Origin of the sequence: Halomonas sp. YLB-10 (assembly GCF_003856855.1) — a bacterium.
GTDB lineage: Bacteria > Pseudomonadota > Gammaproteobacteria > Pseudomonadales > Halomonadaceae > Halomonas > Halomonas litopenaei.
In genome coordinates, this window is sequence record NZ_RRCU01000005.1 from 369,884 (window position 1) to 393,003 (window position 23,120).

Below are 23,120 nucleotides of genomic sequence, written 5' to 3' on the forward strand. Positions count from 1 at the left end.
GGGCCGAATTATTGAGCGGTCAGGGGAGCCTCCTGACCGAGGGAGAGAAGAACGATGATCAAGTCGCTGTGGACGGCCAAGACCGGACTCGAATCCCAGCAGGTCCAGCTGGACGTGATTTCCAACAACCTGGCCAACGTCTCGACCAACGGCTTCAAACAGTCCCGGGCGGTGTTCGAGGACCTTCTGTACCAGAACATGCGCCAGCCCGGCGCCCAGAACAACGTCCAGGACCGCCTGCCCTCGGGCATGCAGATCGGTTCCGGCGTGCGTCCGGTGGCCACCGAGCGCCTGCACACCCAGGGTGGGCTCGAGGCCACCGAGAACTCGCGTGATCTGGCGATCAACGGCAAGGGCTTCTTCCAGGTGCTGATGCCCGACGGTACCACCGCCTTCACCCGTGACGGCAGCTTCCAGCTCGACGAGAACGGCCAGATGGTCACCGCCAACGGCTACCCGCTGGAGCCGGCCATCATCATCCCCGACAACGCCCTGTCGGTGGACATCGGCGAGGACGGCGTGGTCTCGGTGACCCAGCCCGGTACCAGCGAGTCCGACGAGGTGGGCCAGATCACCATTTCCACCTTCGTCAACGCCACCGGCCTTCAGTCCATCGGCGGCAACCTGTACCTCGAGACCAGCTCGTCCGGGCCGCGCAACGAACTGATGCCGGGCATGAACGGTGCCGGCCGACTGCTGCAGGGCTATGTGGAGACCTCCAACGTCAACGTGGTGGAGGAGATGGTCAGCATGATCCAGACCCAGCGCGCCTACGAGATCAACTCCAAGGCGGTGCAGACCAGTGATGAGATGCTGGCACGCCTGGCACAACTCTAGGGCTTGTCTGAAAAGTGCCTGCGCTCATCGACCCTTTTCGGATAGCGCCTAGTCACGACTCTGATAATAAATTCTGCGGTGGCACTGGAGACGGCCATGCACCCTGACACGACCTCATCATCTGGCGCGCCACACGGTGGGGCTCATGCTGTTCTGCGCCTGGCGACGCTGACGCTGGCCCTGGTGCTGCTGACGCTTGCCGGCTGCGCCCAGATTCCCCACGCCTCGGTGGTGGGCGAGCAGGAGCAGATCGAGATCCCCGATCGGCCGCTGCCGGTGGCCAATGGTTCGATCTTCCAGAAGGCCCGGGGCTACCAGCCGCTGTTCGAGGATCGTCGTCCGCGCAGCGTCGGCGACATCCTGACCATCGTGCTGGACGAAGAGGTCAGCGCCAGCAAGAACTCCCGCTCCAACGCCGACCGTGACGGCGGCTCCAGCCTGACCTTCTCCCAGGTGCCGGAAGGCCTGGAGGAACTGATGGACTACGGCTTCGAGATCGACGGCGATACAGATTTCGAGGGCGGCGGTGGCTCCGAGGCCAATAACTCCTTTACCGGCACCATTACCGTCTCGGTGATCGAGGTGATGAACAACGGCAACCTCAGGGTGCGCGGCGAGAAGCAGATCGCGATCAACCAGGGCACCGAGTTCATCCGCTTCGGCGGGGTGGTCAATCCGCGTTTCATCACCACCCAGAACACCGTGCCGTCCACGGCGGTGGCCGATGCGCGCATCGAGTACGTGGGCAACGGCTACATCAACGAGGCGCAGCACATGGGCTGGATGCAGCGGTTCTTCCTGAACGTTTCCCCCTTCTAGGCCGAGCATGATGAGAAACCCTGTCTCCCGTCGCCCCACCCTGACCCTCGGCAGCCTGATGCTGGTGCTGCTGATCGCGCTGTTGGCCTTCTCCCACCTGGCTCGCGCCGAGAAGGTCCGCGACCTGGCCAGCTTCGCCGGGGTGCGCGACAACCAGTTGGTGGGCTACGGCCTGGTGGTGGGCCTGGACGGCTCCGGTGACCAGACCATGCAGGCGCCGTTTACCGGCCAGAGCCTCAACAACATGCTGTCCCAGCTCGGCATCACCGTGCCGCCGGGCACCAACATGCAGTTGCGCAACGTGGCGGCGGTGATGGTCACAGCGGACCTTCCGCCGTTCGCCCAGCCCGGCCAGCGCCTCGACGTGGTGGTGTCTTCCATCGGTAATGCCCGCAGCCTGCGCGGCGGCACCCTGTTGATGACGCCATTGAAGGGCGCCGACGGCGACGTCTACGCCCTGGCCCAGGGCAACCTGTTGATCAACGGTGCCGGCGCCGAGTCCGCCGGCTCCAGCGTGCAGATCAGCCACCAGGCGGCCGGGCGCATCGCCGGTGGCGCCATGGTCGAGCAGACGGTACCGCTGGCGTTGGGCAGCCGTGACGGCGTGCTGGAGCTGCAGCTCAACCAGGCCGACTTCGGTACCGCCGAGCGCGTGGTCCGGGCGATCAACGACACCTTCGACTACCCGGTGGCCTCGGCCAGAAACGGCGGGGTCATCGCCCTGAACGGGCCGACCAACGCCAACTCCCGGGTCAACTTCATGGCCCGTGTCGAGAACGTCGACGTCACCCCGATGCCGGCCCGGGCCAAGGTGGTGCTGAACTCGCGCACCGGCTCCATCGTGCTCAACGGCAGCGTGACGCTCAAGCGCGCCGCCGTGGCCCACGGCAACCTGTCCATCGTCATCGACACCGCCTTCGGCGTCAGCCAGCCGGCGCCCTTCAGCCGTGGCGGCGAGACCACGGTGGTGCCGGACTCCGATATCACCATCGACGAGGGCCAGGGCACCCTGCAGGTGGTCGAAGGCGCCAATCTGCTCGACGTGGTGGACGCCCTCAACGCCCTCGGCGCGACCCCCAACGACCTGATGTCGATCCTCGAGGCGCTCAAGGCCGCGGGATCGCTCAGAGCCGAGCTGGAGATCATCTGATGGCTATCTCTGATCTTTCATCTGGGCCCATGACAGGGCTGGCTTCGGGGCCCACAACAGGACTCTCGGGTTCTGCCCTGTCCGGCGCCAGCCGGGCCACCGGCAGCGTCGGCCAGGCCGGCTTCGCCTTGGACATGCAGGGGCTGGCGCGACTCAAGACCAGCGCCCGCCAGCAGGACCCGGCGGCGGCGGCGGAGGCGGCGCGCCAGTTCGAGGCGATGTTCATCAACATGATGATGAAGAGCATGCGCGACGCCGTGCCGTCTTCTGGCCTGACCGACTCGAAGCAGACCCAGTTCTACCAGACGCTGCTCGACCAGCAGTGGTCCCAGACCATGGCCAGCCGCGGCATCGGCCTGGCCGACCAGCTCATGGCCCAGCTACGTGGCCCCGAGGCCAGCCAGGCCAAGGATGTCGAGGCACTGATTGCGGGCATTCCCCGTGGCACGCCGCGTCCGCTGTCCAACGCCCTGAGAGCGGACGCGCCGGCAGACAGCGAGGTCGAGGCGCCGACCAACTTCCTCGACGAGCTGGGCGCCGTCAGCCAGGGCATGACCACCGCCCAGGCCGAGGAGCGCATCAGCGGGCGCGAGGCCCGCGACACCCCGGCCCACGTCCAGGCCTTCCTCGACAAGCTGGCCGCCCCGGCCCAGGCCGCCAGCCGCGCCTCCGGCGTGCCGGCAGAATTGATCCTGGCCCAGGCGGCACTGGAGACCGGCTGGGGCCGCCACGAGATCGCCACCGCCGACGGCAACAACAGTCACAACCTGTTCGGCATCAAGGCCGGCAGCAGTTGGGACGGCCCCACCACCCGTATTACCACCCATGAGGTGGAAGACGGCCAGCGCCAGCGTATTCGCGATGACTTCCGGGTCTACGGCTCGTTCGAGGAAGCCTTCACCGACTACGCCAGGCTGATCAGCAACAACGCCCGCTACGCCGAGGTCACCACCGCGCCGGACGCCGAGGCCGCGGCCCACGCGCTGCAGCGGGGCGGCTACGCCACCGACCCGGCCTACGCCGCCAAGCTGATCGCGGTGATGCACACCTTCGGCCCGATCGATGACGGCGCAGGCGCCACCCGCGTGGCGGCCGGCGAGGCTCGACCCGCGAATGTCGGAGCATCGCCAGCAGAAGCCGCCAAGAAGGTGGGTGCGGGTGCCACCGCGGGTGAGCGTGGCAGCGACTGGCTGGCCAGGGCGGATATAAGCGCCAACCCCACCCAGGTCTTCTAGGGCTTGTCTGAAAAGTGCCTGCGCTCGGTAATACGGCGTTAAAAATCGGATCAAAATGCTCATTTACACCCCGTAAACTGCGCTTTCTCACCGATTTTTGCCTTGTCTAACCTTCGCTCGTCGACTTTTCGGACAGCGCCTAGTCGCCCGGAAAATTAATGGTTTTTGCGACACCGAGGCTCTCAAGCCAGCGGCCATTCGGCCGATAAACAGGCTATCGGCGAAAGGAATTCCACCATGAGCATGTTCTCCATCGGCTTGAGCGGCCTGAATGCCGCCCAGAACGCCCTGACCACCACCAGCAACAACATCAGCAACGTCTATACACCGGGCTACAACCGCGAGATCACGGTGCTGGGCGAGGGCAGCGGCGGGACCCAGGGCGTCCAGGTCAACGACATCGAGCGTCAGTTCAACCAGTACGTGGCCGACCAGCTCAATGGTGCGGTGAGCTCAAGCTCGGCGCTGGACGCCTACCAGACCCAGGTCAACCAGATCGACAGCCTGCTGGCCGATCAGGACGCGGGGCTGGCGCCGCTGATGCAGAACTTCTTCTCGTCGCTGGAAGACCTGGCCTCGGCTCCCTCGGACCCTGCCGCCCGCCAGGGCGTGCTAGGCGCGGCGGACACCCTGAGCGCCCAGTTCCGTGCCTTCGACAGCTACCTGCAGGATATGCAGGACGGCATCAACAGCCAGATCCGCGACGAGATCACCCAGATCAACAACCAGAGCGAGCAGCTGGCCTCGCTCAACCGCGAGATTTCCCTGGCCAAGGCCAAGACCGGCGAGGCCCCCAATGCGCTGCTCAACCAGCGTGACCAGCTGGTCACCGAGATGAGCGAGCGTATCGGGGTGGAGCTGACGGTGCAGGACGGTTCTTCCTATCGGGTCAGCCTGCCCGGCGGACAGCCGCTGGTGGCCGGCACCGGGTTCTACCAGTTGAAGGCGGTGGCCTCGGCCAATGATCCCCAGCGGGTGGTGGTGGGCTACCAGGACCCCGGCGGCGGCCTGCAGCGACTCGACGAGGACAGCCTGCAGGGCGGCTCGCTCGGTGGGCTGATCCAGTTCCGTTCCGAGACCCTGGATCGCACCCAGAACCAGATCGGCCAGCTGGCGGTGTCCATGGCGGTCGCCTTCAATACCCAGCACGCCGAGGGCTACGATCTGGATGGCAAGAGCGGTGGCGACATGTTCGACATCGGCAAACCGCGGGTCTTTGCCAACGACGCCAACAGCGGCGGCGCCACGGTCACCGCGAGCTTCAACATCGACAAGATCGAAGACCTCGAGGCGGCCGACTACGAGGTCAAGGTCAGCGACGCTTCGGCCTCGCCGCCGACCTTCGAGGTCACCCGCAAGGACACCGGCGAGGCGGTGGACGCGAGCTTCGACGCCACCGAGAACACCCTGACCTTTGGCGGCGTGACGCTCGGCATCGATGACCCCAGCGCCCTGGCCGACGGTGATCGCTTCGAGGTGCAGCCGGTGCGCCGCGCCGCGGGTGGCTTCGACACCGCCATCAGCGATCCCGACAAGATCGCCGCCGCCGGGGAAACCGGCGCCAGCGGCGACAACGAGAACGCCCTGGCCCTGCAGGGGCTACAGGACAAGATGAGCGTGGGCGGCAGCGCCACCCTGAGCCAGGCCTACGCCTCGCTGGTCGGAGACGTGGGTAACCGTACCAACGTGGTGCAGGTCAATCTGGCGGCCCAGCAGGGGCTGACCGAGCAGTTGAGCGCGGTGAAGCTGTCCGAGTCCGGGGTCAACCTGGATGAGGAAGCGGCCAACCTGATCCGCTATCAGCAGTACTACCAGGCCAACGCCAAGGTCATCGACACCGCCACCTCGGTGGTCGACACCATCCTCGGACTGCGCGGCTAAGGAGAGCAGAGCATGCGTATCAGCACCGTCACCATGTACGACCAGAGCGTCAGCTCGCTCAACCGTCAGCAGTCCGACTTCCTTCACCTGAGCCAGCAGCTCGCCAGCGGCAAGCGGGTGGTCAATCCCTCCGACGACCCCCAGGCGGCGTCCCGGGCGGTGGCGGTCAGCCAGGCCCAGGCGGTGACCCAGCAGTACACCGATGCCCGGGTCAGCGCGCGCAACGCCCTGTCCCAGGAAGAAAGCGTGCTCAACAGCGCAAGCGACGCCCTGGCCAGCGCCAAGGCGCTGGTGATCCAGGCCTCCAACGACACCCTGAGCGACGCCGACCGGCAGTCCATCGCCAGTGAACTGCGCGGCGTCTACGAGACGCTGATCGGTCAGGCCAACGCCACCGACGGCAACGGTCGCTACCTGTTCGGTGGCTACGCCGATGGCGCCGAGCCCTTCACCGACAGCGGTAACGGCATCGAGTACGTGGGCGGTGACAAGGTGCGCGAGCAGCAGGTGGATGCCTCGCGACTGATGTCGGTGGGGGATACCGGCGCCGACATCTTCACCAGCGTGCCCAGCGGTGCGGGTTACGTGGCCGAGCAGGGTGACAACAGCGGCAGTGTGACCTTTGCCGGCCCCGATGTGGTCGACAACAGCGACGCCGGCTACGGCAAGCGTTACCAGGTGGAGTTCGGTGGCACCGACGACGCTCCGACCTACAGCGTCAAGGTCGAGGTCGAGAACAATAGCGGCAATTGGGTCAGCGCCGGTGCAGCCCTGGAAGATCAGCCCTACGACCCTGAAGGCACCAGCGTCGAGGTGGGTGGCCTGCGCCTGGAGCTTGAAGGCGCGCCTGCGACCGATGACAGCGTGACCTTCGGCCCCGCCGACACCATGAACACCAACGTCTTCACCACCTTCGAGAAGGTGCTGGCGGTGCTGGAAGCCCCCGCCGACACCCCCGCAAAGCAGGCGACGCTGCATAACACCCTGAACGGCGCCATGCGCGAGCTGGACGCCAGTCTCGACAACGTGTTGACCAAGCGGGCCTCGGTCGGCGCGCGGCTCAACGAGCTCGACGTCATCGACTCGGTGAGCGGCAACCGCGAGCTCAACTACGCCCAGACCATGTCGGATCTGGTCGATCTGGACTACAACCAGGCAATCTCCGAGTACAGCATGCGTCAGGTGGGCATGCAGGCCGCCCAGCAGGCCTTTATCGGCATCCGCGACCTGTCGCTGTTCAACTATATGTAGGGTCGATGTAGCGCTGGTATAGCGCGCAGGTAGCACGACTCGACCGTCGTCGTGTGACAGCCCCCTCAACCAAAAAGCGGCGCGTCCTTGCTGGACGTCGCCGCTTTGTCGTTCTTGGCCAGGGTGACGGCAAGCGAGATGCCCTGGATCAAGAAGTACTTGACCCGCACATCAATATGTCCATAATTCCGGACATATGGACAAAGACGATCTGCAACCGACCCTCGACACCTTCGCTGCGCTGTCTCAGCCCACCCGGCTCGCTGCCTTTCGCCTGCTGGTGCGCCACGAGCCCGAAGGCCTGCCTGCCGGCGAGCTGGCCCGCCGCCTGGAGGTGCCCCACAACACCCTGTCGGCCCACCTTGGCGTGCTCAGCCGGGCGGGGCTGGTCAGCCAGCGCCGGGAAAGCCGCTCCATCGTCTATCGGGCGGACCTGGCGCACATGGTGGCCACCCTCGACTTTCTGGTGCGCGACTGCTGCGCCAGCCGGCCGGAGGTGTGCAACCCCCTGGCCGACCTGCTGGGCCCCGCCACCGGTGACGACACCAGGACCCGCTGAGCCACGGTAACCTCGATAGTGACGACAGCCTCGATAGCCAAGAGCGCCTCCCGGAGACCCCATGACGCTGATCTACCACAACCCGGCCTGCGGCACCTCGCGCAACGTGCTGGCCATGCTCGAGGCCTCCGGCGAATCGCCCGAGGTCATCGAATACCTGAAGACGCCGCCCAGCCGTGAGCGCCTGGTCGAGCTGATCGAGGCCATGGGCATCACGCCCAGGGCACTGCTGCGCCAGAAGGGCACGCCCTACGACGAGCTGGGCCTCGGCGATGACCGCCTCGACGACGAGGCCTTGATCGACGCCATGATGGCTCACCCCATCCTGATCAACCGACCCATCGTGGTGACCGCCAGGGGCGCCGCGCTGTGCCGTCCCTCCGAGCGGGTACTGGCGCTGGTCGAGGCGCCGCTGTCGGCCATCGAGGGCGACAGCTTCACCAAGGAAGACGGCGAAACCGTCACGCTGGAGGCAAACCGCACATGACCCCCGATACCCTGCTCAAGGACCTGCCCAACATCGACCCGGAGCTGTGGCTGCCCATCGCCGTGGACGAGCTGGCCCCGCCCAGCGCGCCACGCCATGCGCCTCGCATCCTGGTGCTGTACGGCTCGCTGCGCGAACGTTCCTACTCGCGGCTCTTGGCCGAGGAGGCCGGGCGCTTGCTCGCGGCCTTCGGCGCCGAGGTGCGTACCTTCTCGCCTCAGGGGCTGCCGCTGCCCGATGGCGCCGAGGCCGACCACCCCAAGGTCGCCGAGCTGCGCGATCTGGCGAGCTGGGCCGAGGGCATGCTGTGGGTCAGCCCCGAGCGCCACGGTGCGATGACGGCGGTGATGAAGGCCCAGATCGACTGGATTCCGCTGTCACTCGGCGGGGTTCGCCCGACCCAGGGCAAGACCCTGGCGCTGATGCAGGTGTGTGGTGGCAGCCAGAGCTTCAACACGGTGAACCAGATGCGCCAGCTGGGACGCTGGATGCGCATGCTGACCATCCCCAATCAATCGTCGGTGCCCAAGGCCTTCAACGAGTTCAACGAGGCGGGCCGGATGCGCTTGTCCCCGCTGTATCTGCGCGTGGTCGACGTGTGCGAGGAGCTGATGAAGTTCACCTGGCTCAACCGTGGCCGTGACGGTTACCTGACCCAGCGCTACTCCGAGCGGGTCGAAAGCGCCGAGCAGGTGTCTTCGCGGGTCAATCAGGACAGTCTCTGACAGGGAGTTTTCCATGCTGGCATTCGCCATCTTCGTCGTGACCCTGGTGCTGGTGATCTGGCAGCCAAAGGGCCTAGGTATCGGTACCAGCGCCTTGGGGGGCGCTGCGGTGGCCCTGGCCGTCGGGGTGGTGCAATTGCCCGATGTGCTGGTGGTGTGGGACATCGTGTGGGACGCGACCTTCACCTTCGTCGCCCTGATCCTGATCTCCTTGATCCTCGACGAGGCCGGGTTCTTCTCCTGGGCGGCGCTGCATGTGGCGCGCTGGGGCGGTGGCAACGGACGCCGCCTGTTTCCGCTGATCGTGCTGCTGGGGGCGGTGATCGCGGCCTTCTTCGCCAATGACGGGGCTGCGCTGCTGCTGACCCCCATCGTCATGGCGATCCTGCTGCGCCTGAAGTTCTCGCCCCAGTCGTCGCTGGCCTTCATCATCGCCACCGGCTTCGTCGCCGACTCCACCAGCCTGCCGCTGATCATCTCCAACCTGGTCAATATCGTCAGCGCGAACTTCTTCGATATTTCGTTCAACCACTACGCCATGGTGATGGTGCCGGTGGATCTGGTCTCGCTGGGGGCGACCCTGCTGGTGCTGACCTGGATGTTCCGCAGCGATATACCCGAGCAGTACGACGTCGAACGCCTAGAGGCGCCAAGCCACGCCATCCGCGACCCGCTGGTGTTCCGCGCCGCCTTCCCGGTGCTGGCGACGCTGCTGGTGGCGTTCTTCGTCACCGCGCCGCTGGGCGTGCCGGTGGCGCTGGTGACCGGCAGCGCGGCGCTGGTGCTGGTCGCCCTGGCCGGCCGCTGGCACCAGGCCGGGGGCAGCACGGTGATCTCGCTGTCGCGGGTGTTCAAGGGCGCGCCCTGGCAGATCGTGCTGTTCTCGGTAGGCATGTACCTGGTGGTCTACGGGCTCGGCAACGCCTGGCTGACCGAAGACGCCAGCGCCCTGCTGACCTGGCTGGGCCAGCAGGGCACCCTGGTGGCGACGCTGGGTACCGGTGTGGCCTCGGCGCTGCTGGCCTCTATCATGAACAACATGCCCTCCACCCTGGTGGGGGCACTCGCCATCGACCAGGCCCAGGTCGGCGACCTGACCCGGGAGCTGATGATCTACGCCAACGTCATCGGCAACGACCTGGGGCCCAAGTTCACCCCCATCGGTAGCCTGGCCACCCTGCTGTGGTTGCACGTGCTGGCGGAAAAGGGCACCCACATCAGCTGGGGCCAGTACATGAAGGTCGGGCTCAAGCTGACCCCGCCGGTACTGCTGGCCGCGCTGCTGGCGCTATGGTTGTGGCTGCCGCTGGTATCGTCCTGAGGGTGCGGCGTCGGACCCGTGCCGATCCGCTTGCAGCCCTGCGCTCGATACGCCACTCACGCTAAGCTTGGCACCATCGATTTCCGGGAAGACCTGGCCTTCCCGGTACTGTGTATCGGCCCGTCGTGTCGACTCCGATCGGGCCTTATATCAAGGAGTCTTGCGTGCCCGTTTCTCTGAGCAGTGAACACAAGGATGCCCTGGTCGCCGGCGTGGAAGAGGCCGGTCGACTGGTGCTCGAGATCTATCAGCGCGACTTCGAGGTCGAGCACAAGGACGACGATAGCCCATTGACCGAGGCCGATCTGGCCGCCCACCACGCCCTGGTGGCGCTGCTGGGACGACTGACGCCGGAGGTGCCGGTGCTGTCCGAGGAATCCGGGGAGATCGCCACCGAGACACGTCTCGGCTGGTCGTGCTATTGGCTGGTGGACCCGCTGGATGGCACTAAGGAGTTCGTCAATCGCAACGGTGAATTCACCCTCAATGTGGCGCTGATCGAGCATGGCGTCCCGGTGCTCGGGGTGGTCCATGCGCCGGTGCTGGGGGTGACCTGGTTCGGTGAACAGGACAATGGCGCCTGGCGATCCGAGGGCGAGTCGCGCCAGCCGATCCATGCGCGTGAACTGCCGGACCCTGCCGAGGCCCCCTGGGTGGTGGTGGGCAGCCGCCGCCACGGTGCCGAGGCCTTCGAGGCTTTCTGTGCACGCTTGCCGGCCACCGAGTGCACCTCGATGGGTAGCTCGCTGAAGCTGTGCCTGGTGGCGGAGGGCAAGGCCGATCTGTACCCGCGCCTGGCGCCGACCTGCGAGTGGGACACCGCCGCCGCCCAGGCGGTGGTCACCGCCGCCGGTGGACTGGTGCTGGACGCAGAGACCCTTGAGCCGCTGCGCTGCAATCGTGGTGAGTCGCTGCTCAATCCGTTCTTTGTCGTGTGTGGCCAGCGCGACGCGCGCTGGGAGCAGGCATTGGTTGCCGCCCTGGCACAGTAGCGCTTGAATTCTAGAAATTTATGCCGATCCGTGCTGTGGCTCGGATCGGCTTTTTTTGCCATATCGAGCGTTTTCTTTCTGCGGTTTCAGGTGTCCTGAGGGCTGCGGCCCTTGGCGGTGCGCTATCCCTGGCTGTCCTGGCCCCATAGGTTTCTCACTCATTTTTCTGAGTTTTTGCTTGCTGGATGCGCGGCCGTTGGTCCGCCTGAAGGCTGGCTCTGGCGTGGCTGGACTTGGGAAGTGACGAGGAATCAGGCAATTGTCGCAAGGCGCGTTGAGAGATCGCTTGCTGCGGTAGCGGCACAAAAGTGGTAGTAATATGCCTCTTTGGTCGACATGTGCTTCTTTGGTTGAAGCATCTTTCCCGCATTCTCTCTTGCCGGTGCCGTGACGGACCAGGCATGGGAGATGCGTGCCTTGGCCCGTTGGAGACGGAAGATGAGTGCCTCGGACGATATCCAGGATTTCCTGCGCAAGACCGGTTCCGATACCGCAGGCTACCAGGCGTTTGGTCGCACCAATGAGGAGTCGGGACAGCCACGCTGGGGGCTGCTTGGCCAGCTCTCGGGCCACGACGTCGATCCTGGTGACAGGCCGTCACGCGCCGAGCCAGGTGCTCGCCCAGAGCCCTTGCAAACGGCAGCCGAGGTGGCCCCTGCGCGCAAGGGGAAGGCCTGGGCGACGCTGGAAAAGCTTCCCGCAGCCCCGGCCCCCGAGCCTGCCTCTGGTCCTGCCGCCCGGCCCGCCCCCTCGGCCGTCGCTGAGCGCAGCGAACCTCCCGCTGGGCGGCGGGTCGAGCACCAGGCGCCTGCCACCAACGCCTTGAGCGTGGGCGAGGCCTCGCCTCCGGGGGAGGCTCGTGTGCCGCCTGCCGGGCGCTTTGGCCATCTGTTTCGCAGTGCCTCGGACAAGGCGTCGTCCGAGGCCGCTATCGGCAAGGAAACGCCGCTGAAACCTCTGCTCAAACGAATCTCTCAATGAATCTGGTTTCCCTGTCGTCGCCCAAGGGCGGCGTCGGCAAGACAACGCTGACCGCCAATCTGGCTCACGCCCTCAAGCGCCTCGGGCACCGGGTGGTGGTCATCGACTTCGACGTGCAGAACGCTCTGCGACTGCACTTCGGGCTGGGATTCGGCGAGGGGCGAGGTTTTGTCGCCCAGGCCGTGGAGATCGATGACTGGCGACGCCTGCTGGTGCCCAGTGCCAGCGGTATCGAGCTGTTGCCCTATGGTGAGGTCAGCGACGCCCAGCGCCTGGCGTTCGAGTCCTGGCTCAGCGCGCACCCCGAAGCGGTGGCCCAGCGTCTGGGGCCTCTGCTGAACGAGCCACGCTGTGTGGTGCTGGCGGATCTACCGCCTGGGCCGTCGCCGAGCCTAACCGCCATGGGCGCTGCTGATGCCATCCAGGTGGCGGTGCTGCTGGCCGACAGTGCCTCGCTGTCGGTGTTGCCGCGCATCGAAGGCGGCGACTTCATGGGGCCTGGTGTCAGGCCCTACTACATCATCAATCAGGTGGATCGACGCCGCAGGCTTTCCAGCGACGTGGCCGACTTCCTGCAGGATCGCCTGGGCAGTCCGTTGCTCGGAAACGTGCATCGTGACGAGGCGATTCCCGAGGCGCTGGCCTGTGAGCAGTCGATCTTCGACTACGCGCCAGCCTCGGCGGCGGCCCACGATATCGACACCCTGGCCCGCAGCGTCAGTCGTCTGCTCCCCTCACTCCAGTCCCATGGGGTGGTCGCCCCGGCGCTATAGGATGCCCATGAACGTCTCTTCCTCTGCGTCACTGGGCGCGCGTCTGCTGGCGCTGATCCTGGGGGCGCCCCTGGCTGCTCTGCTTGTCACCACGCCGTTGACCCTGGAGCGCCAGCTGGTGTTCGCCGGTGTTGGCATGCTGGCGTTGCTGGTGCTGGCTCGCCTTCGTGGTGGCTGGGTACGCCAGGCGATGATGCTGCTGTCGGTGCTGGTCTCTACCCGCTACCTGTATTGGCGTCTGAGCGAAACGCTGGTGTTCGATACCCAGGTCGAGGCGGTATTCGGCTACGGTCTGCTGGCCGCCGAGTGTTACGCCTGGGTGATCCTGGTGCTGGGGTACTTCCAGATCGCCTGGCCGCTGGAGCGCACGATCCGGCCGATGCCGCCGGATGCGACGCGCTGGCCGACGGTGGACATCTATATCCCCACCTATAACGAGAGTCTCGAGGTGGTGCGGGACACGGTGCTGGCCGCCCAGAACATCGATTACCCGGCGGATCGCATGCGTATCTATGTGCTGGACGATGGCAAGCGACCCGAGTTCGGCGCCTTCGCCGCGGCGGTGGGGGTCGGCTACATCACCCGGGAAGACAACAGCCACGCCAAGGCGGGCAACCTCAATCACGCCATGGGGCTGACAGACGGCGAGCTGATCTGCGTATTCGACTGCGACCATGTGGCGACCCGGGCCTTTCTGCAGGCCACGGTGGGGGAGTTTGTCGCCGACGAGCGGTTGGCACTGCTGCAGACGCCTCACCACTTCTATTCCCCGGATCCGTTCGAGCGCAACCTCGTCGCCGGGGCGGACATCCCCAACGAAGGGGAGCTGTTCTATGGGCCGGTGCAGAAGGGCAACGACTACTGGAATGCGGCCTTCTTCTGCGGTTCCTGTGCACTGATGCGGCGTAGCGCGCTGGAAGAGATCGGCGGCTTCGCGGTGGAAACCGTGACCGAGGATGCCCATACCGCCCTCAAGCTGCAGCGGCGTGGCTGGAACACGGCCTTCCTGGGGGTGCGCCTGGCCGCTGGCCTGGCCACCGAGCGACTGTCTCTGCACATCGGCCAGCGGGCCCGCTGGGCCAGGGGCATGACCCAGATCTTCCGGCTGGACAATCCGTTGTGGGGACGTGGCCTGCGCCTGCCGCAGCGGCTTTGCTACCTCAACGCCATGCTGCATTTCCAGTTCGCCATGCCTCGCCTGGTGTTCCTGACCGCACCCCTGGCCTACCTGTTGTTTGATCTGCACGTCATTGCCTCGTCGCCGCAGATGATTGCCGTCTACGCTTTGCCGCATCTGTTTCACGCGATCTACACCAACTCGCGGCTGGTGGGGCGCTTCCGCTACTCCTTCTGGGGCGAGATCTACGAAAGCGTGCTGGCCTTTCACTTGCTCAAGCCGACCCTGGTGACTCTGCTCAGCCCGCGTCGGGGCAAGTTCAATGTCACCGAGAAGGGTGGACTGCTGGAGGAGGGCTACTTCGACGGTGAGGCGGTGCGTCCCCATCTGTTCGTGCTTGGCCTGTTGGTGGCGGCGGTGGTGTGGGGGCTGGTGCGGGTCTTCTGGAATGATCTGTTCGATGTCCAGACCAGCGTCATGCTGTTCAACGTGATGTGGGCCTCCGTCAGCATTCTGGTGCTGCTGGCGGCCATTGCGGTGGCACGGGAAACGCGCCAGCTGCGGCGCTCAGTGCGGGTCGAGGCGCGTCTTCCGGTGGTGTTGCACCTGGCCAGTGGCCATGCGGTGCAGAGCTGGACCGCCAACCTGTCCATGGGGGGCGCCCTGGTGGAGGGCAAGCGCTCAGCCCTGGGCAGCGAGGTGGAGTGCCTGGAGATCACCTTCAATCGACGGGGGCTGATGTTCCCCGTGTGTTCGGTCAATGCTTCCGGTACCGATGACTCACTGCGCTTTCGTTTTGATGAGTTGCCGCTGCGCCAGCGCAGAGAACTGGTGCGGGTGGTCATGGGGCGTGCCGATGCCTGGATTCCCGAGGCACCGCATCCCCAGGACCGGCCATTGGCGTCACTGTGGCATGTGGTGCGCTCGGTGGTGGGACTGTTCTTCCACCAGTGGCAGCAGAAGGGGCTGCACTTCCGTAGCCCGGTGCGGGGGCTGACCCAGGGGCGCTTTAGCCGAGGTTGGCTGGCGCCGGTGATGCTGGTGGCCACCATCGTGCTCGGGGTATTGATGGTCTCGCACCGGGTCTGGGCCCAGGTCCCGGCGCCGACGATCGGCGTGACGCACGAGGCCGGCGGTTTTGGTGACGTGCCGGGTGACACCTCGGTACCGGGCGAGACGTTGCCTCCGCTGCGTTTCGGCGAGGACGGCCGGCTGGATCTGGACAGCGTCAGCCAGCCGTTGCAACCGACCCGGCGCGAGCTGTCGATCCCGTTGCTGGCCTCCGATCAGACCTTGCGCCTGACCCCGAACACCCGGCTTTCGGGCACTGCGTTCTCGCTGCGCGATGATGAGGTGGCGGTGGCTGCGTCGCTGTCGCTGTCGTTGTCACACAGTGACCTGCCGGCCGACAGCCAACTCGGGGTGCTGCTCAACGGCGAGACGCTTCAGACCATCGACCTTGACCAGTTCAACGCCGGCGGCATGACCCAGCGCCTGGATATCCCTTCGGCGCTGATCCTGCCCTTCAATCGCCTGGAGTTTCGCCTGCTGGGGCAGGCGACCCAGCAGTGCCACGGTGATGACCAGGCCGTTGGCAGGGTGGAGATCGCCCCCGAATCCAGGCTGGCCTTGACCCTGCAGCGGCTGCCGACCCCCGACGAGCTGGCCCGCCTGCCGAGGCCCTTCATCGATGCCGCGACGGCGGATGTCAGTCGGGTGGCGATGGTGATGGCCAGCGATGCGTCTGAGGCCCAGTTGCGCGGGGCGGCCATCATTGCCTCGCACTTCGGACGCTACGCCGAGGCCGGGCAGCTACAGGTCGATGCACTTTACGATCGCCTGCCGCTGGACAACGCCGTGGTGATCGGGCGCTCGGGGCAACGTCTGGCGGGCTTGACCCTGCCGCAGGTCGAGGGGCCGACCCTGTTGATGCGTCCCAATCCGCGCAACCCGCTGTTCAAGCTGCTGCTGGTGGTGGGCAACAGTGACGTCGAGGTGGCCCGGGCCGCCCGCGGTCTGGCGCTGTCGGGACTCGGGGAGAGTCTCGATAGCGCAGCGCCGGCGACGCTGAACGGCGAACGGCTGCGCCTTGATGACGAACGACTGAGCCCGCCAGCCCCTCGCGAGCCCTATGACGCGCCGCGCTGGGTCGATGTCGAAACCCCGGCCAGCCTGGCCTCGTTGGGCGAACCCGAGGGCTTCGTGGCACGCGGGCTGTCCGCCCGGGAGCACGCCCTGAGCCTGAGGGTGCCGCCGGATCTGTTCCTGTGGCCCGGTCAGAACTATCGGCTGAGGGTCGACTATCGTTTTCCCGACGAGCCCTGGCTCGATCCCATCGCCTCGAGCCTCGATGTCAGCCTCAACGGCGAATATCTCGCGGCCTTGCCGGTGGAGTCGGGCAAGGCGCTGGAGCGTCTGTGGCAACGTCTGGTCGGCGCCGGCCGGGAGCAGAGTGCCGAGGTCCTGCTGCCCAGGGACCTGCTCTACGGCAACAATCGCCTGCAGTTCTACTTTCACCTGGCGGTGGCAGACGGGGTCGACTGCGCGCCCGGGCTGGGTGAGGACGCCATCAGTCGAATCCTGCCCACCACCACGCTGGACCTGCGGCGGGCAGAGCACTTCAGCGTCATGCCGTCGCTGTCGTCCTTCGTCAGCGCGGGGTTTCCGTTCTCGCGTCAGGCGGATCTTGGCGCCAGCGTGGCGCTGGTGCCCGAGGCCCCCGACGAGAGCGAGCTGTCGGCGCTGTTGACCAGCGTGGGCCGTATCGCCGGCGCTACTGGCTATCCCGCCCTTGGCATCGAGGTGCGTCGAGGGCTTTCCCTCACCGGCGATTTGACCGACAAGGATCTGCTGGTGGTCGCCGACCTCGACAGTCTGGCGCAGACGTCGCTGTTCGACGCCGGCGTTTACCGGGCCGACGAAGGGCGTCTGGCGGTGGCCGAGGTGCCCTGGATGGAGCGCTGGCGCTACTGGCTGTTGGGTGACTGGCGGCCGCTGTGGCGAGAGGTGGCCCAGGCGCTGCAGGACAGCGAGGTGTCCCAGGGGCTGGTCAGCCTGCCGTCACCCTTGAACCGTTCGCGCTTCTTGGTCGCGGCGGTCGCCGACGACACCGAGGCGCTGCCGTCGCTGGTGGCGCGACTGGGCGACGATGAGGTAAGCCGCTCGGTGTATGGCGATCTGGCGCTGATTCCTGTCGAGGGCAGTGCCGAGAGCTTTCGCGCAGGGCCGCGTCAGGGCGTCGGTGAGATGCCCTGGCACATGAGGTTGCGCTGGATGCTGGGCCAGAACCTGGTGGCCATGGCGGTTCTGCTGCTGGTGGTGGTGACACTGCTGGGGCTGGTCTGCCACCGGGGACTGGCTCGCCGTGCTGCACGGCGCCTGCAGGGGGGCCAGGCCGACGCTCCTGAAGCCCAGGCCGACGCTCCTGAAGCCCAGGCCGACGCTCCTGGAGGCCGCGTCGACACCCCGGTGGCCGACGGCAAGGGACAGAGTGACAACACCAGGGGAGCGCCACGCCGATGAAACGCTTGCGTTTGTTCAAGGTTCGCCGCGCCGGTGCGGCAGGACTGCTGTCGTGCTCCCTGCTGTCATTGACGCTGTCTTCTGTTCCGGTGCTGGCGCAGGACCAGAGTCCGGCCCAGGCCCAGGGGACCGATCAGGCCCTGGCGCCGCTGTTCGAGCAGGCTCGCTTCTGGCGGGATCGGCAGCGCGCCGATCTGGCCGAGCAGTCCCTCGAGCGGGTGCTCGATGCTGACCCGGGCAACCGGCGTGCCCTCTACCTGCTCGCGGAATATGCGCTGACCGATGGCGATATGGAAAAGGCCAGCCGCTGGCAGGCGCGGTTGGCCGAGGTGGCCCCGGAGGATGACCGGGTCGAGGCGCTGGCGCAGGAACAGAAACTGCGGCGTGCCGACGGCCAGCGGCTGGCCGAGGCCCGCTCCCAGGCGGCGGCGGGCGACTACGCCGAAGCCATGGCCAGCTATCGGGCGGTGCTCGAGGACGACGCGGTTCCGCCGAGGCTGGCGCCGGAGGTCTACCTGACCCTGGCCGGTACCGACAATGGCTGGAGCGAGGCTCGCGACCGCCTGGCGGCGATGGCGCGTGAACATCCCGACGAGCCGGCGCTGGCCACCGCGCTGGGCCAGGTGCTGAGCTATCGTGAAGCCACGCGTCGCCAGGGTATCGAGCGCCTGGCCGAGCGCGCTGCGACCGGCGATGCGGCCGCCGATCGCGCCTGGCGTCAGGCGCTGGAGTGGCTCGAGGCGACCCCCGCAGACGAACATCTGTATGCCGCCTATCAGCAGGCGCACCCTGAGGATAGCCAGATCGCCGAGCTGTTCGCCGACAAGATGACCCTGCCGCCGGAACGTGAGGCGGCCCAGGCCAGGGCTCAGGGGTACGACAGCCTGGAGCAGCAGCGGCTGGACCAGGCCGAGGCGCAGTTCCAGCAGGTGCTCGAGCAGACCCCGGACGACGCCGACGCCCAGGGCGGACTGGGGCTGACCCTGCTGCGCCAGCAACGTTTCGCCGAGGCGCGAGACGTGCTGCAGCAGGCGATCCGGCTGGCACCCGAGCGACGCGACCAATGGCAGGCCGCCTACGAAAGTGCGGCCTTCTATGCTCGACTGGAGGAGGCGCGGGCCCAGGCCAGGGCGGGACGACTGGATCGTGCGCTCGAACTGGTGACGCCGCTGACCCGCGGTGGTGGCGACGGGGCGCGGGCGGCGACCTTGCTGCAGGCCGATCTGTTCAAGCGTCAGGGACGTCTCGATCAGGCCGAACAACGTTACCTCAGCCTGGGCAATGACACCTCGGCAAAGCTCGGTCTGGTCGACGTCTATCGACGCCAGCAGCGCTGGTCCGAGGCCGAGGCGCTGGCCGCCAGTCTGCCGGCCAGCGCTCGTGCCCAGCTTGGCGACCTGGGCGCCGCCCGGGCCCAGGCGCTGCGGCAGCAGGCCGCCGGTCAGAGCGCCAGCGAGGCGGAAGCGACCCTTCGCGAAGCGTTGGCGCTGGCACCCGCGGATCCCTGGGTGCGCCTGGATCTGGCTCGGTTGCTGGACCGCCAGGGGCGCGTCGAAGAGGCTGGCCACCTGGTTCGCCCGCTCAACCTGAGCGAGGCCAGCGCGCCCCAGCTTCAGGCCGCGGCGCTGTATGCCAGTGAACAGGGCGACTGGGACCAGACCCGACGCTATCTGGCGGCGATCCCGCTGGCACTGCGCGACGAGGACATCCAGCGACTGGCCGATCAGGCCGAGGCTCAGTCGGCGTTGGCGGCCGCCGAAGCGGCCTGGGACAGGGGGGATCGCGCCTCGGCGCTGGAGCGTCTCGATGAGGTACTGACCAGCACCAGCGATCCGGGAGTCCGCGCCCAGGTGGCCCAGCGCTATCAGCAGATGGGCCTGACCAGCCGGGCCCTCGAGCTGGTCGAGGCCGATACCGCTGGCGAGCTGGACGCGCCGGTGGAAGCCTACACCGGCTACGTGGCAGTGCTGGCGAGCGCCGGCCGCGACCGCCAGGCCAAGGCGCTGGTGCAGCGACTCGAGGCGCGCGACGACTTTGGCCTGGCGGCGCGTGCGGCGCTGGATGAAGCGATGATCGGCGCCCGTGTCGCCCAGGCGGACCGGCTGCGCCAGCAGGGCCAGCTGGCCAGCGCCTATGATGTGCTGGCCAGCGCCCTGCGCGAGCGCCCCGAGGATCAGGCGCTACTGCTGGCGATGGCGCGGCTGTATCAGGACGGGGGGCGCCAGCGTCAGGCGGGGCAGCTCTACGACTACACGCTGAGCCGTTTTCCCGAGAGCGATGACGCCCGCCTGGGGGCCGCGGATGCGGCCCTGGCCCAGGGCGATAGCGTGCGAGCGTCGCGGCTTTTGGTGGCGCCGCCGGCCAACGCTCAGGATCGGCCTCGCTGGCTGCTGTCGCGGGCAGGGCTGGCCCGGGCCCAGGGCCAGGACCGCCAGGCCCTGGCGCTATTGCGTGAGGCGCGCAGCGAGCTGCGCGCCGATCCGCAGCAGTCGCTGGCGCTGGCCTCGGCCACCGGCGACAACCCCTTCGAGAACGCCAGCGGTGGCGCTGGTGGCGGACGGCCCGCCTGGCTGCCTGGCGGCTCGTTGTCCGCGGGCGCTGGCTCAGTGACGGGATCAGGGGCTGGGGCCTCGGACGATGAGGCAGCTCCTCAGGCTTCGCCGCTGATCGATGAGGTCGAGCGGATGATGGCCGAGGTGCGCCGCGCGGTATCGCCCAAGGCACAGGGCGGGCTTGCCCTGGTGGTGCGCAGTGGCGAGGAAGGCCTGAGCCAGTTCGATCGGGTGGAAACGCCTACCACCTTCACCTCCGGCGATTTTTCATCGGTCTTTGGTCGCTCCCGCGCCGAGCTGACGCTGACCCCGGCCTACGGTTCCGCCGGTACGCCCTCCGGCGACGCCGAGCGTCGCTTCGGCCGCATGGCGATCGTCGAGGCCATCGGTGAGCTGGCAAGCGATGACGATGTCAGCGCCGCGGTCACCGGCGACTACCTGGCCCGGCTGGGGCAGTTGGGGGGCGACGGCCTGGACGTGTCGGCGGATTCCCAGAGCGACGCCGGGGTGGGTCTGTCGCTGGGCTTTCGCAGCGATCTGCTGGACGTGGACGTCGGCACCACTCCGCTGGGCTTCGACCAGTCCCAGCTGGTCGGGGGCCTGCGCCTGCACCCGAAGGTAGGCGATTCCGGGGAGTTCACCCTGACCGCGGAACGCCGCGCGGTGAAGGATAGCCTGTTGTCCTACGCCGGCACCCGTGATCCGGTCAGCGGCGAGCATTGGGGCGGCGTGGTCAAGACCGGGGGAGCGCTGGGTTACAGCTTCGACAATGGCGACAGTGGTGCCTACGTCAGCTTGGGCGGCTATCGCTACACCGGTGACAACGTGGCCGACAACGACTCGCTGGAGGCGGGCATGGGGGCTTACCTGCGGCCGATCAACGAGCGTGACCGCGAGCTCAAGGCCGGGGTGCACGTCAACTACCTCGACTTCGATCGCAACCTGAGTCGCTACTCGTTCGGGCATGGGGGCTACTTCAGCCCGCAGGACCATATCAGCGTGGCCTTCCCGTTCAGCTTCAGCGAGCAGCGTGGGCGTTGGTCCTACTCCGCCAGGGTGTCGCCGGGCTTCCAGAGCTACTCCGAGGCGGCGGAGGACTTCTTCCCCACCGACGGCGAATCCCAGGCGTTGCTCGATGACCTGGCCGATGCCGACGCGGCGGTGGAGTCGCGCTACAGCGCCTCCAGCGAAAGCGGCTTTGGCCTGACCCTGGGAGGCGATGCCTCCTACCAGCTGACCAATGACATGAAGGTGGGCGGACGCCTGGGCTACGACACCTTCGGCGACTACGACGAGACCTCGGCATGGCTGTACCTGGACTACACCCTTGGGGGAGCAGATGAGTGACCTTGACGCGGCCCGGCGCCGTTCGCTTGCGTACTTCGACAGCACCCACTGTGCGTCACAGTGGAACGATGTGCTGCGCTTCCTGCTGGAAGAGCTGTATGTCTCCGGCGGCGAGCAGGATGCAGGCGCTTTTCTGCGCCATATCGGGGCCAGAATGGCCAGTGAACTGACGCTGCCCGACCAGCAGACCCTGGAGGGGCTCGAGCGCACCCTCAACGAGCTTTGGCGTGCGCGCGATTGGGGCTGGGTGTCATTGACCGCCGGGGAAACTCGGCTGACCATCGAGCATGGTGCCTACCCCGTTGCCGGTCACAGCGAGGCCGAGCGAGCCCGCGGCGCCCGTGCCGCCAGTGCGCTACTGGCCGGGGCCTATGGTGTATGGCTGGAACGCCAGGGGGGCGATAGCACGGTGCCCCTTCGGGTGGTGACGGCAGAGGCGGGAAAACCTCTGGAGTTCGTCTATGCAAGGGAAGAAGTTGCCGGCCACTGATGCCGGCCTGTGTTGGCGCCGATTGACGGCGATGTTGCTGGTCGCCGTGGCCTCCTTGACCTTTGCCCTCGCGGCGCCGGCCGACGAGAGCTGGGAGCGTTACAAGAGCCGCTTCATGAGCGCCGACGGTCGCATTCTCGACAGCGGCAACGGCGACGTTAGCCACTCGGAGGGGCAGGGCTTCGGCATGCTGCTGGCGGAGGCCCAGGGCGATCGCGAGGCCTTCGATCGGCTGTGGCAGTGGACCCGACTGCATCTGGCGCGGACCGATGTGGCGCTGTTTTCCTGGCGCTACGACCCCACCAACGTGCCACCGGTGGCGGACCCCAACAATGCCAGTGATGGCGACATCCTGATCGCCTGGGCGCTGCAGCGCGCCGCCAGTCGTTGGCAGGAACCCCGCTACGCCCAGGCGGCCGCCATGATCCGCGAGGCCATCGCCGAGTATCTGGTGGTGCAGCGCGGCGGCTACCGGGTGCTGCTGCCGGGGGTGCAGGGGTTTCGTGGCGAGGATTACGTCGACCTCAACCTGTCCTACTGGGTGATGCCGGCGTTGCTCGAGTTTGCGCAGGCGGAGCCGGATGCGGGCTGGGAAACGCTGGTGGAAGACGGCTTGAGGTTGCTCGAGCAAGGCCGCTTCGGTCGCTATCGATTGCCCACCGACTGGCTGCGGCTTGACGCCGACGGCAGCCTGACTCCGGCGCCGGGCTGGCCGCCCCGCTTCGGCTTTGATGCGGTGCGTATCCCGCTCTACCTGGCCTGGGCAGACCAGCTCGATCGTCCGGGTGTCTCGCCGATCCTGGCCTTGTGGAACGATCCCGCTCGCCAGCCACCGCCGGCCTGGATCGACGTCTACAGCGAGGCCCGAGCGGAGTACGCCGCCTCCCGCGGGGTGCTGGCGATTCGCGTGCTGGCCGGTCGCGACCGCCGGGCGATGCCTGCGGGCCTGGCCCCCGGCGACGACTACTATTCGGCCTCGCTGCTGCTGCTGGCGAGACTGGCCCAGCGCGAGTCCGTCCCCGCACCGGACTAGGGCTTGTCTGAAAAGTGCCTGCGCTCGGTAATACGGCGTTAAAAATCG

17 protein-coding genes are annotated in these 23,120 nt (G+C 67.0%); all 17 read left to right on the forward strand.

Annotated elements, in window-relative coordinates; translation table 11 throughout:
* Positions 1-54: 54 nt before the first annotated feature.
* Positions 55-837, forward strand: coding sequence for a flagellar basal-body rod protein FlgG (gene flgG / locus EBB56_RS13790; RefSeq protein ID WP_045992588.1), 783 nt, complete (start codon positions 55-57; stop codon positions 835-837).
* A gap of 96 nt (positions 838-933) precedes the next feature.
* On the forward strand, positions 934-1,656 hold the full coding sequence (locus EBB56_RS13795; RefSeq protein WP_124804608.1) for a flagellar basal body L-ring protein FlgH: 723 nt from the start codon (positions 934-936) through the stop codon (positions 1,654-1,656).
* Positions 1,657-1,714: 58 nt separating this feature from the next.
* The gene (locus EBB56_RS13800; protein ID WP_185696447.1) at positions 1,715-2,806 is read left to right on the forward strand and encodes a flagellar basal body P-ring protein FlgI; all 1,092 of its coding nucleotides are present in this window, start codon (positions 1,715-1,717) and stop codon (positions 2,804-2,806) included.
* Positions 2,807-2,940: 134 nt separating this feature from the next.
* On the forward strand, positions 2,941-4,041 hold the full coding sequence (gene flgJ / locus EBB56_RS13805) for a flagellar assembly peptidoglycan hydrolase FlgJ (protein WP_260425370.1): 1,101 nt from the start codon (positions 2,941-2,943) through the stop codon (positions 4,039-4,041).
* Positions 4,042-4,278: 237 nt separating this feature from the next.
* Positions 4,279-5,922, forward strand: coding sequence for a flagellar hook-associated protein FlgK (gene flgK / locus EBB56_RS13810; RefSeq protein WP_124804610.1), 1,644 nt, complete (start codon positions 4,279-4,281; stop codon positions 5,920-5,922).
* A gap of 12 nt (positions 5,923-5,934) precedes the next feature.
* Entirely contained in the window at positions 5,935-7,173 is a 1,239-nt protein-coding gene (flgL, locus tag EBB56_RS13815; protein WP_124804611.1) for a flagellar hook-associated protein FlgL, read from the forward strand.
* Positions 7,174-7,369: 196 nt separating this feature from the next.
* Positions 7,370-7,732, forward strand: coding sequence for a helix-turn-helix transcriptional regulator (locus tag EBB56_RS13820; protein WP_045994292.1), 363 nt, complete (start codon positions 7,370-7,372; stop codon positions 7,730-7,732).
* Between the two features lie 61 nt (positions 7,733-7,793).
* Positions 7,794-8,219: an arsenate reductase (glutaredoxin) gene (gene arsC / locus EBB56_RS13825; protein ID WP_124804612.1), complete on the forward strand. Its 426-nt coding sequence runs from the start codon at positions 7,794-7,796 to the stop codon at positions 8,217-8,219.
* The gene (gene arsH / locus EBB56_RS13830; protein WP_124804613.1) at positions 8,216-8,944 is read left to right on the forward strand and encodes an arsenical resistance protein ArsH; all 729 of its coding nucleotides are present in this window, start codon (positions 8,216-8,218) and stop codon (positions 8,942-8,944) included. The genes arsC and arsH overlap by 4 nt, the downstream gene beginning before the upstream one ends.
* Positions 8,945-8,957: 13 nt before the next feature.
* Positions 8,958-10,265, forward strand: coding sequence for an arsenic transporter (locus EBB56_RS13835; protein WP_124804614.1), 1,308 nt, complete (start codon positions 8,958-8,960; stop codon positions 10,263-10,265).
* A 164-nt stretch (positions 10,266-10,429) separates the two neighbouring features.
* Entirely contained in the window at positions 10,430-11,257 is an 828-nt protein-coding gene (gene cysQ / locus EBB56_RS13840; RefSeq protein ID WP_045994296.1) for a 3'(2'),5'-bisphosphate nucleotidase CysQ, read from the forward strand.
* A 438-nt stretch (positions 11,258-11,695) separates the two neighbouring features.
* Positions 11,696-12,238: a hypothetical protein gene (locus EBB56_RS13845; protein WP_045994297.1), complete on the forward strand. Its 543-nt coding sequence runs from the start codon at positions 11,696-11,698 to the stop codon at positions 12,236-12,238.
* Positions 12,235-13,011: a cellulose biosynthesis protein BcsQ gene (gene bcsQ / locus EBB56_RS13850; RefSeq protein WP_045994298.1), complete on the forward strand. Its 777-nt coding sequence runs from the start codon at positions 12,235-12,237 to the stop codon at positions 13,009-13,011. The genes EBB56_RS13845 and bcsQ overlap by 4 nt, the downstream gene beginning before the upstream one ends.
* A gap of 7 nt (positions 13,012-13,018) precedes the next feature.
* Complete coding sequence (gene bcsA, locus EBB56_RS21900) at positions 13,019-17,650, forward strand: UDP-forming cellulose synthase catalytic subunit (RefSeq protein WP_052704479.1); 4,632 nt, start codon at positions 13,019-13,021, stop codon at positions 17,648-17,650.
* The gene (locus EBB56_RS13860) at positions 17,647-21,549 is read left to right on the forward strand and encodes a cellulose biosynthesis protein BcsC (RefSeq protein ID WP_124804615.1); all 3,903 of its coding nucleotides are present in this window, start codon (positions 17,647-17,649) and stop codon (positions 21,547-21,549) included. Before bcsA ends, EBB56_RS13860 begins: the two co-directional genes overlap by 4 nt.
* Complete coding sequence (bcsD, locus tag EBB56_RS13865) at positions 21,542-22,039, forward strand: cellulose biosynthesis protein BcsD (protein ID WP_045994300.1); 498 nt, start codon at positions 21,542-21,544, stop codon at positions 22,037-22,039. The genes EBB56_RS13860 and bcsD overlap by 8 nt, the downstream gene beginning before the upstream one ends.
* Entirely contained in the window at positions 22,011-23,072 is a 1,062-nt protein-coding gene (locus EBB56_RS13870; protein WP_221621184.1) for a glycosyl hydrolase family 8, read from the forward strand. Before bcsD ends, EBB56_RS13870 begins: the two co-directional genes overlap by 29 nt.
* The last annotated feature ends 48 nt before the right edge of the window (positions 23,073-23,120 follow it).

Coding starts and splice junctions, on each gene's coding strand:
- EBB56_RS13820 (WP_045994292.1), top strand. CDS start 7,370: ATGGACAAAGACGATCTGCAACCGACCCTCGACACCTTCGCTGCGCTG.
- arsC (WP_124804612.1), top strand. CDS start 7,794: ATGACGCTGATCTACCACAACCCGGCCTGCGGCACCTCGCGCAACGTG.
- arsH (WP_124804613.1), top strand. CDS start 8,216: ATGACCCCCGATACCCTGCTCAAGGACCTGCCCAACATCGACCCGGAG.
- EBB56_RS13835 (WP_124804614.1), top strand. CDS start 8,958: ATGCTGGCATTCGCCATCTTCGTCGTGACCCTGGTGCTGGTGATCTGG.
- bcsQ (WP_045994298.1), top strand. CDS start 12,235: ATGAATCTGGTTTCCCTGTCGTCGCCCAAGGGCGGCGTCGGCAAGACA.
- EBB56_RS13845 (WP_045994297.1), top strand. CDS start 11,696: ATGAGTGCCTCGGACGATATCCAGGATTTCCTGCGCAAGACCGGTTCC.
- bcsA (WP_052704479.1), top strand. CDS start 13,019: ATGAACGTCTCTTCCTCTGCGTCACTGGGCGCGCGTCTGCTGGCGCTG.
- EBB56_RS13860 (WP_124804615.1), top strand. CDS start 17,647: ATGAAACGCTTGCGTTTGTTCAAGGTTCGCCGCGCCGGTGCGGCAGGA.
- EBB56_RS13870 (WP_221621184.1), top strand. CDS start 22,011: ATGCAAGGGAAGAAGTTGCCGGCCACTGATGCCGGCCTGTGTTGGCGC.
- flgG (WP_045992588.1), top strand. CDS start 55: ATGATCAAGTCGCTGTGGACGGCCAAGACCGGACTCGAATCCCAGCAG.
- bcsD (WP_045994300.1), top strand. CDS start 21,542: ATGAGTGACCTTGACGCGGCCCGGCGCCGTTCGCTTGCGTACTTCGAC.
- EBB56_RS13800 (WP_185696447.1), top strand. CDS start 1,715: ATGCTGGTGCTGCTGATCGCGCTGTTGGCCTTCTCCCACCTGGCTCGC.
- flgJ (WP_260425370.1), top strand. CDS start 2,941: ATGCAGGGGCTGGCGCGACTCAAGACCAGCGCCCGCCAGCAGGACCCG.
- flgL (WP_124804611.1), top strand. CDS start 5,935: ATGCGTATCAGCACCGTCACCATGTACGACCAGAGCGTCAGCTCGCTC.
- flgK (WP_124804610.1), top strand. CDS start 4,279: ATGAGCATGTTCTCCATCGGCTTGAGCGGCCTGAATGCCGCCCAGAAC.
- EBB56_RS13795 (WP_124804608.1), top strand. CDS start 934: ATGCACCCTGACACGACCTCATCATCTGGCGCGCCACACGGTGGGGCT.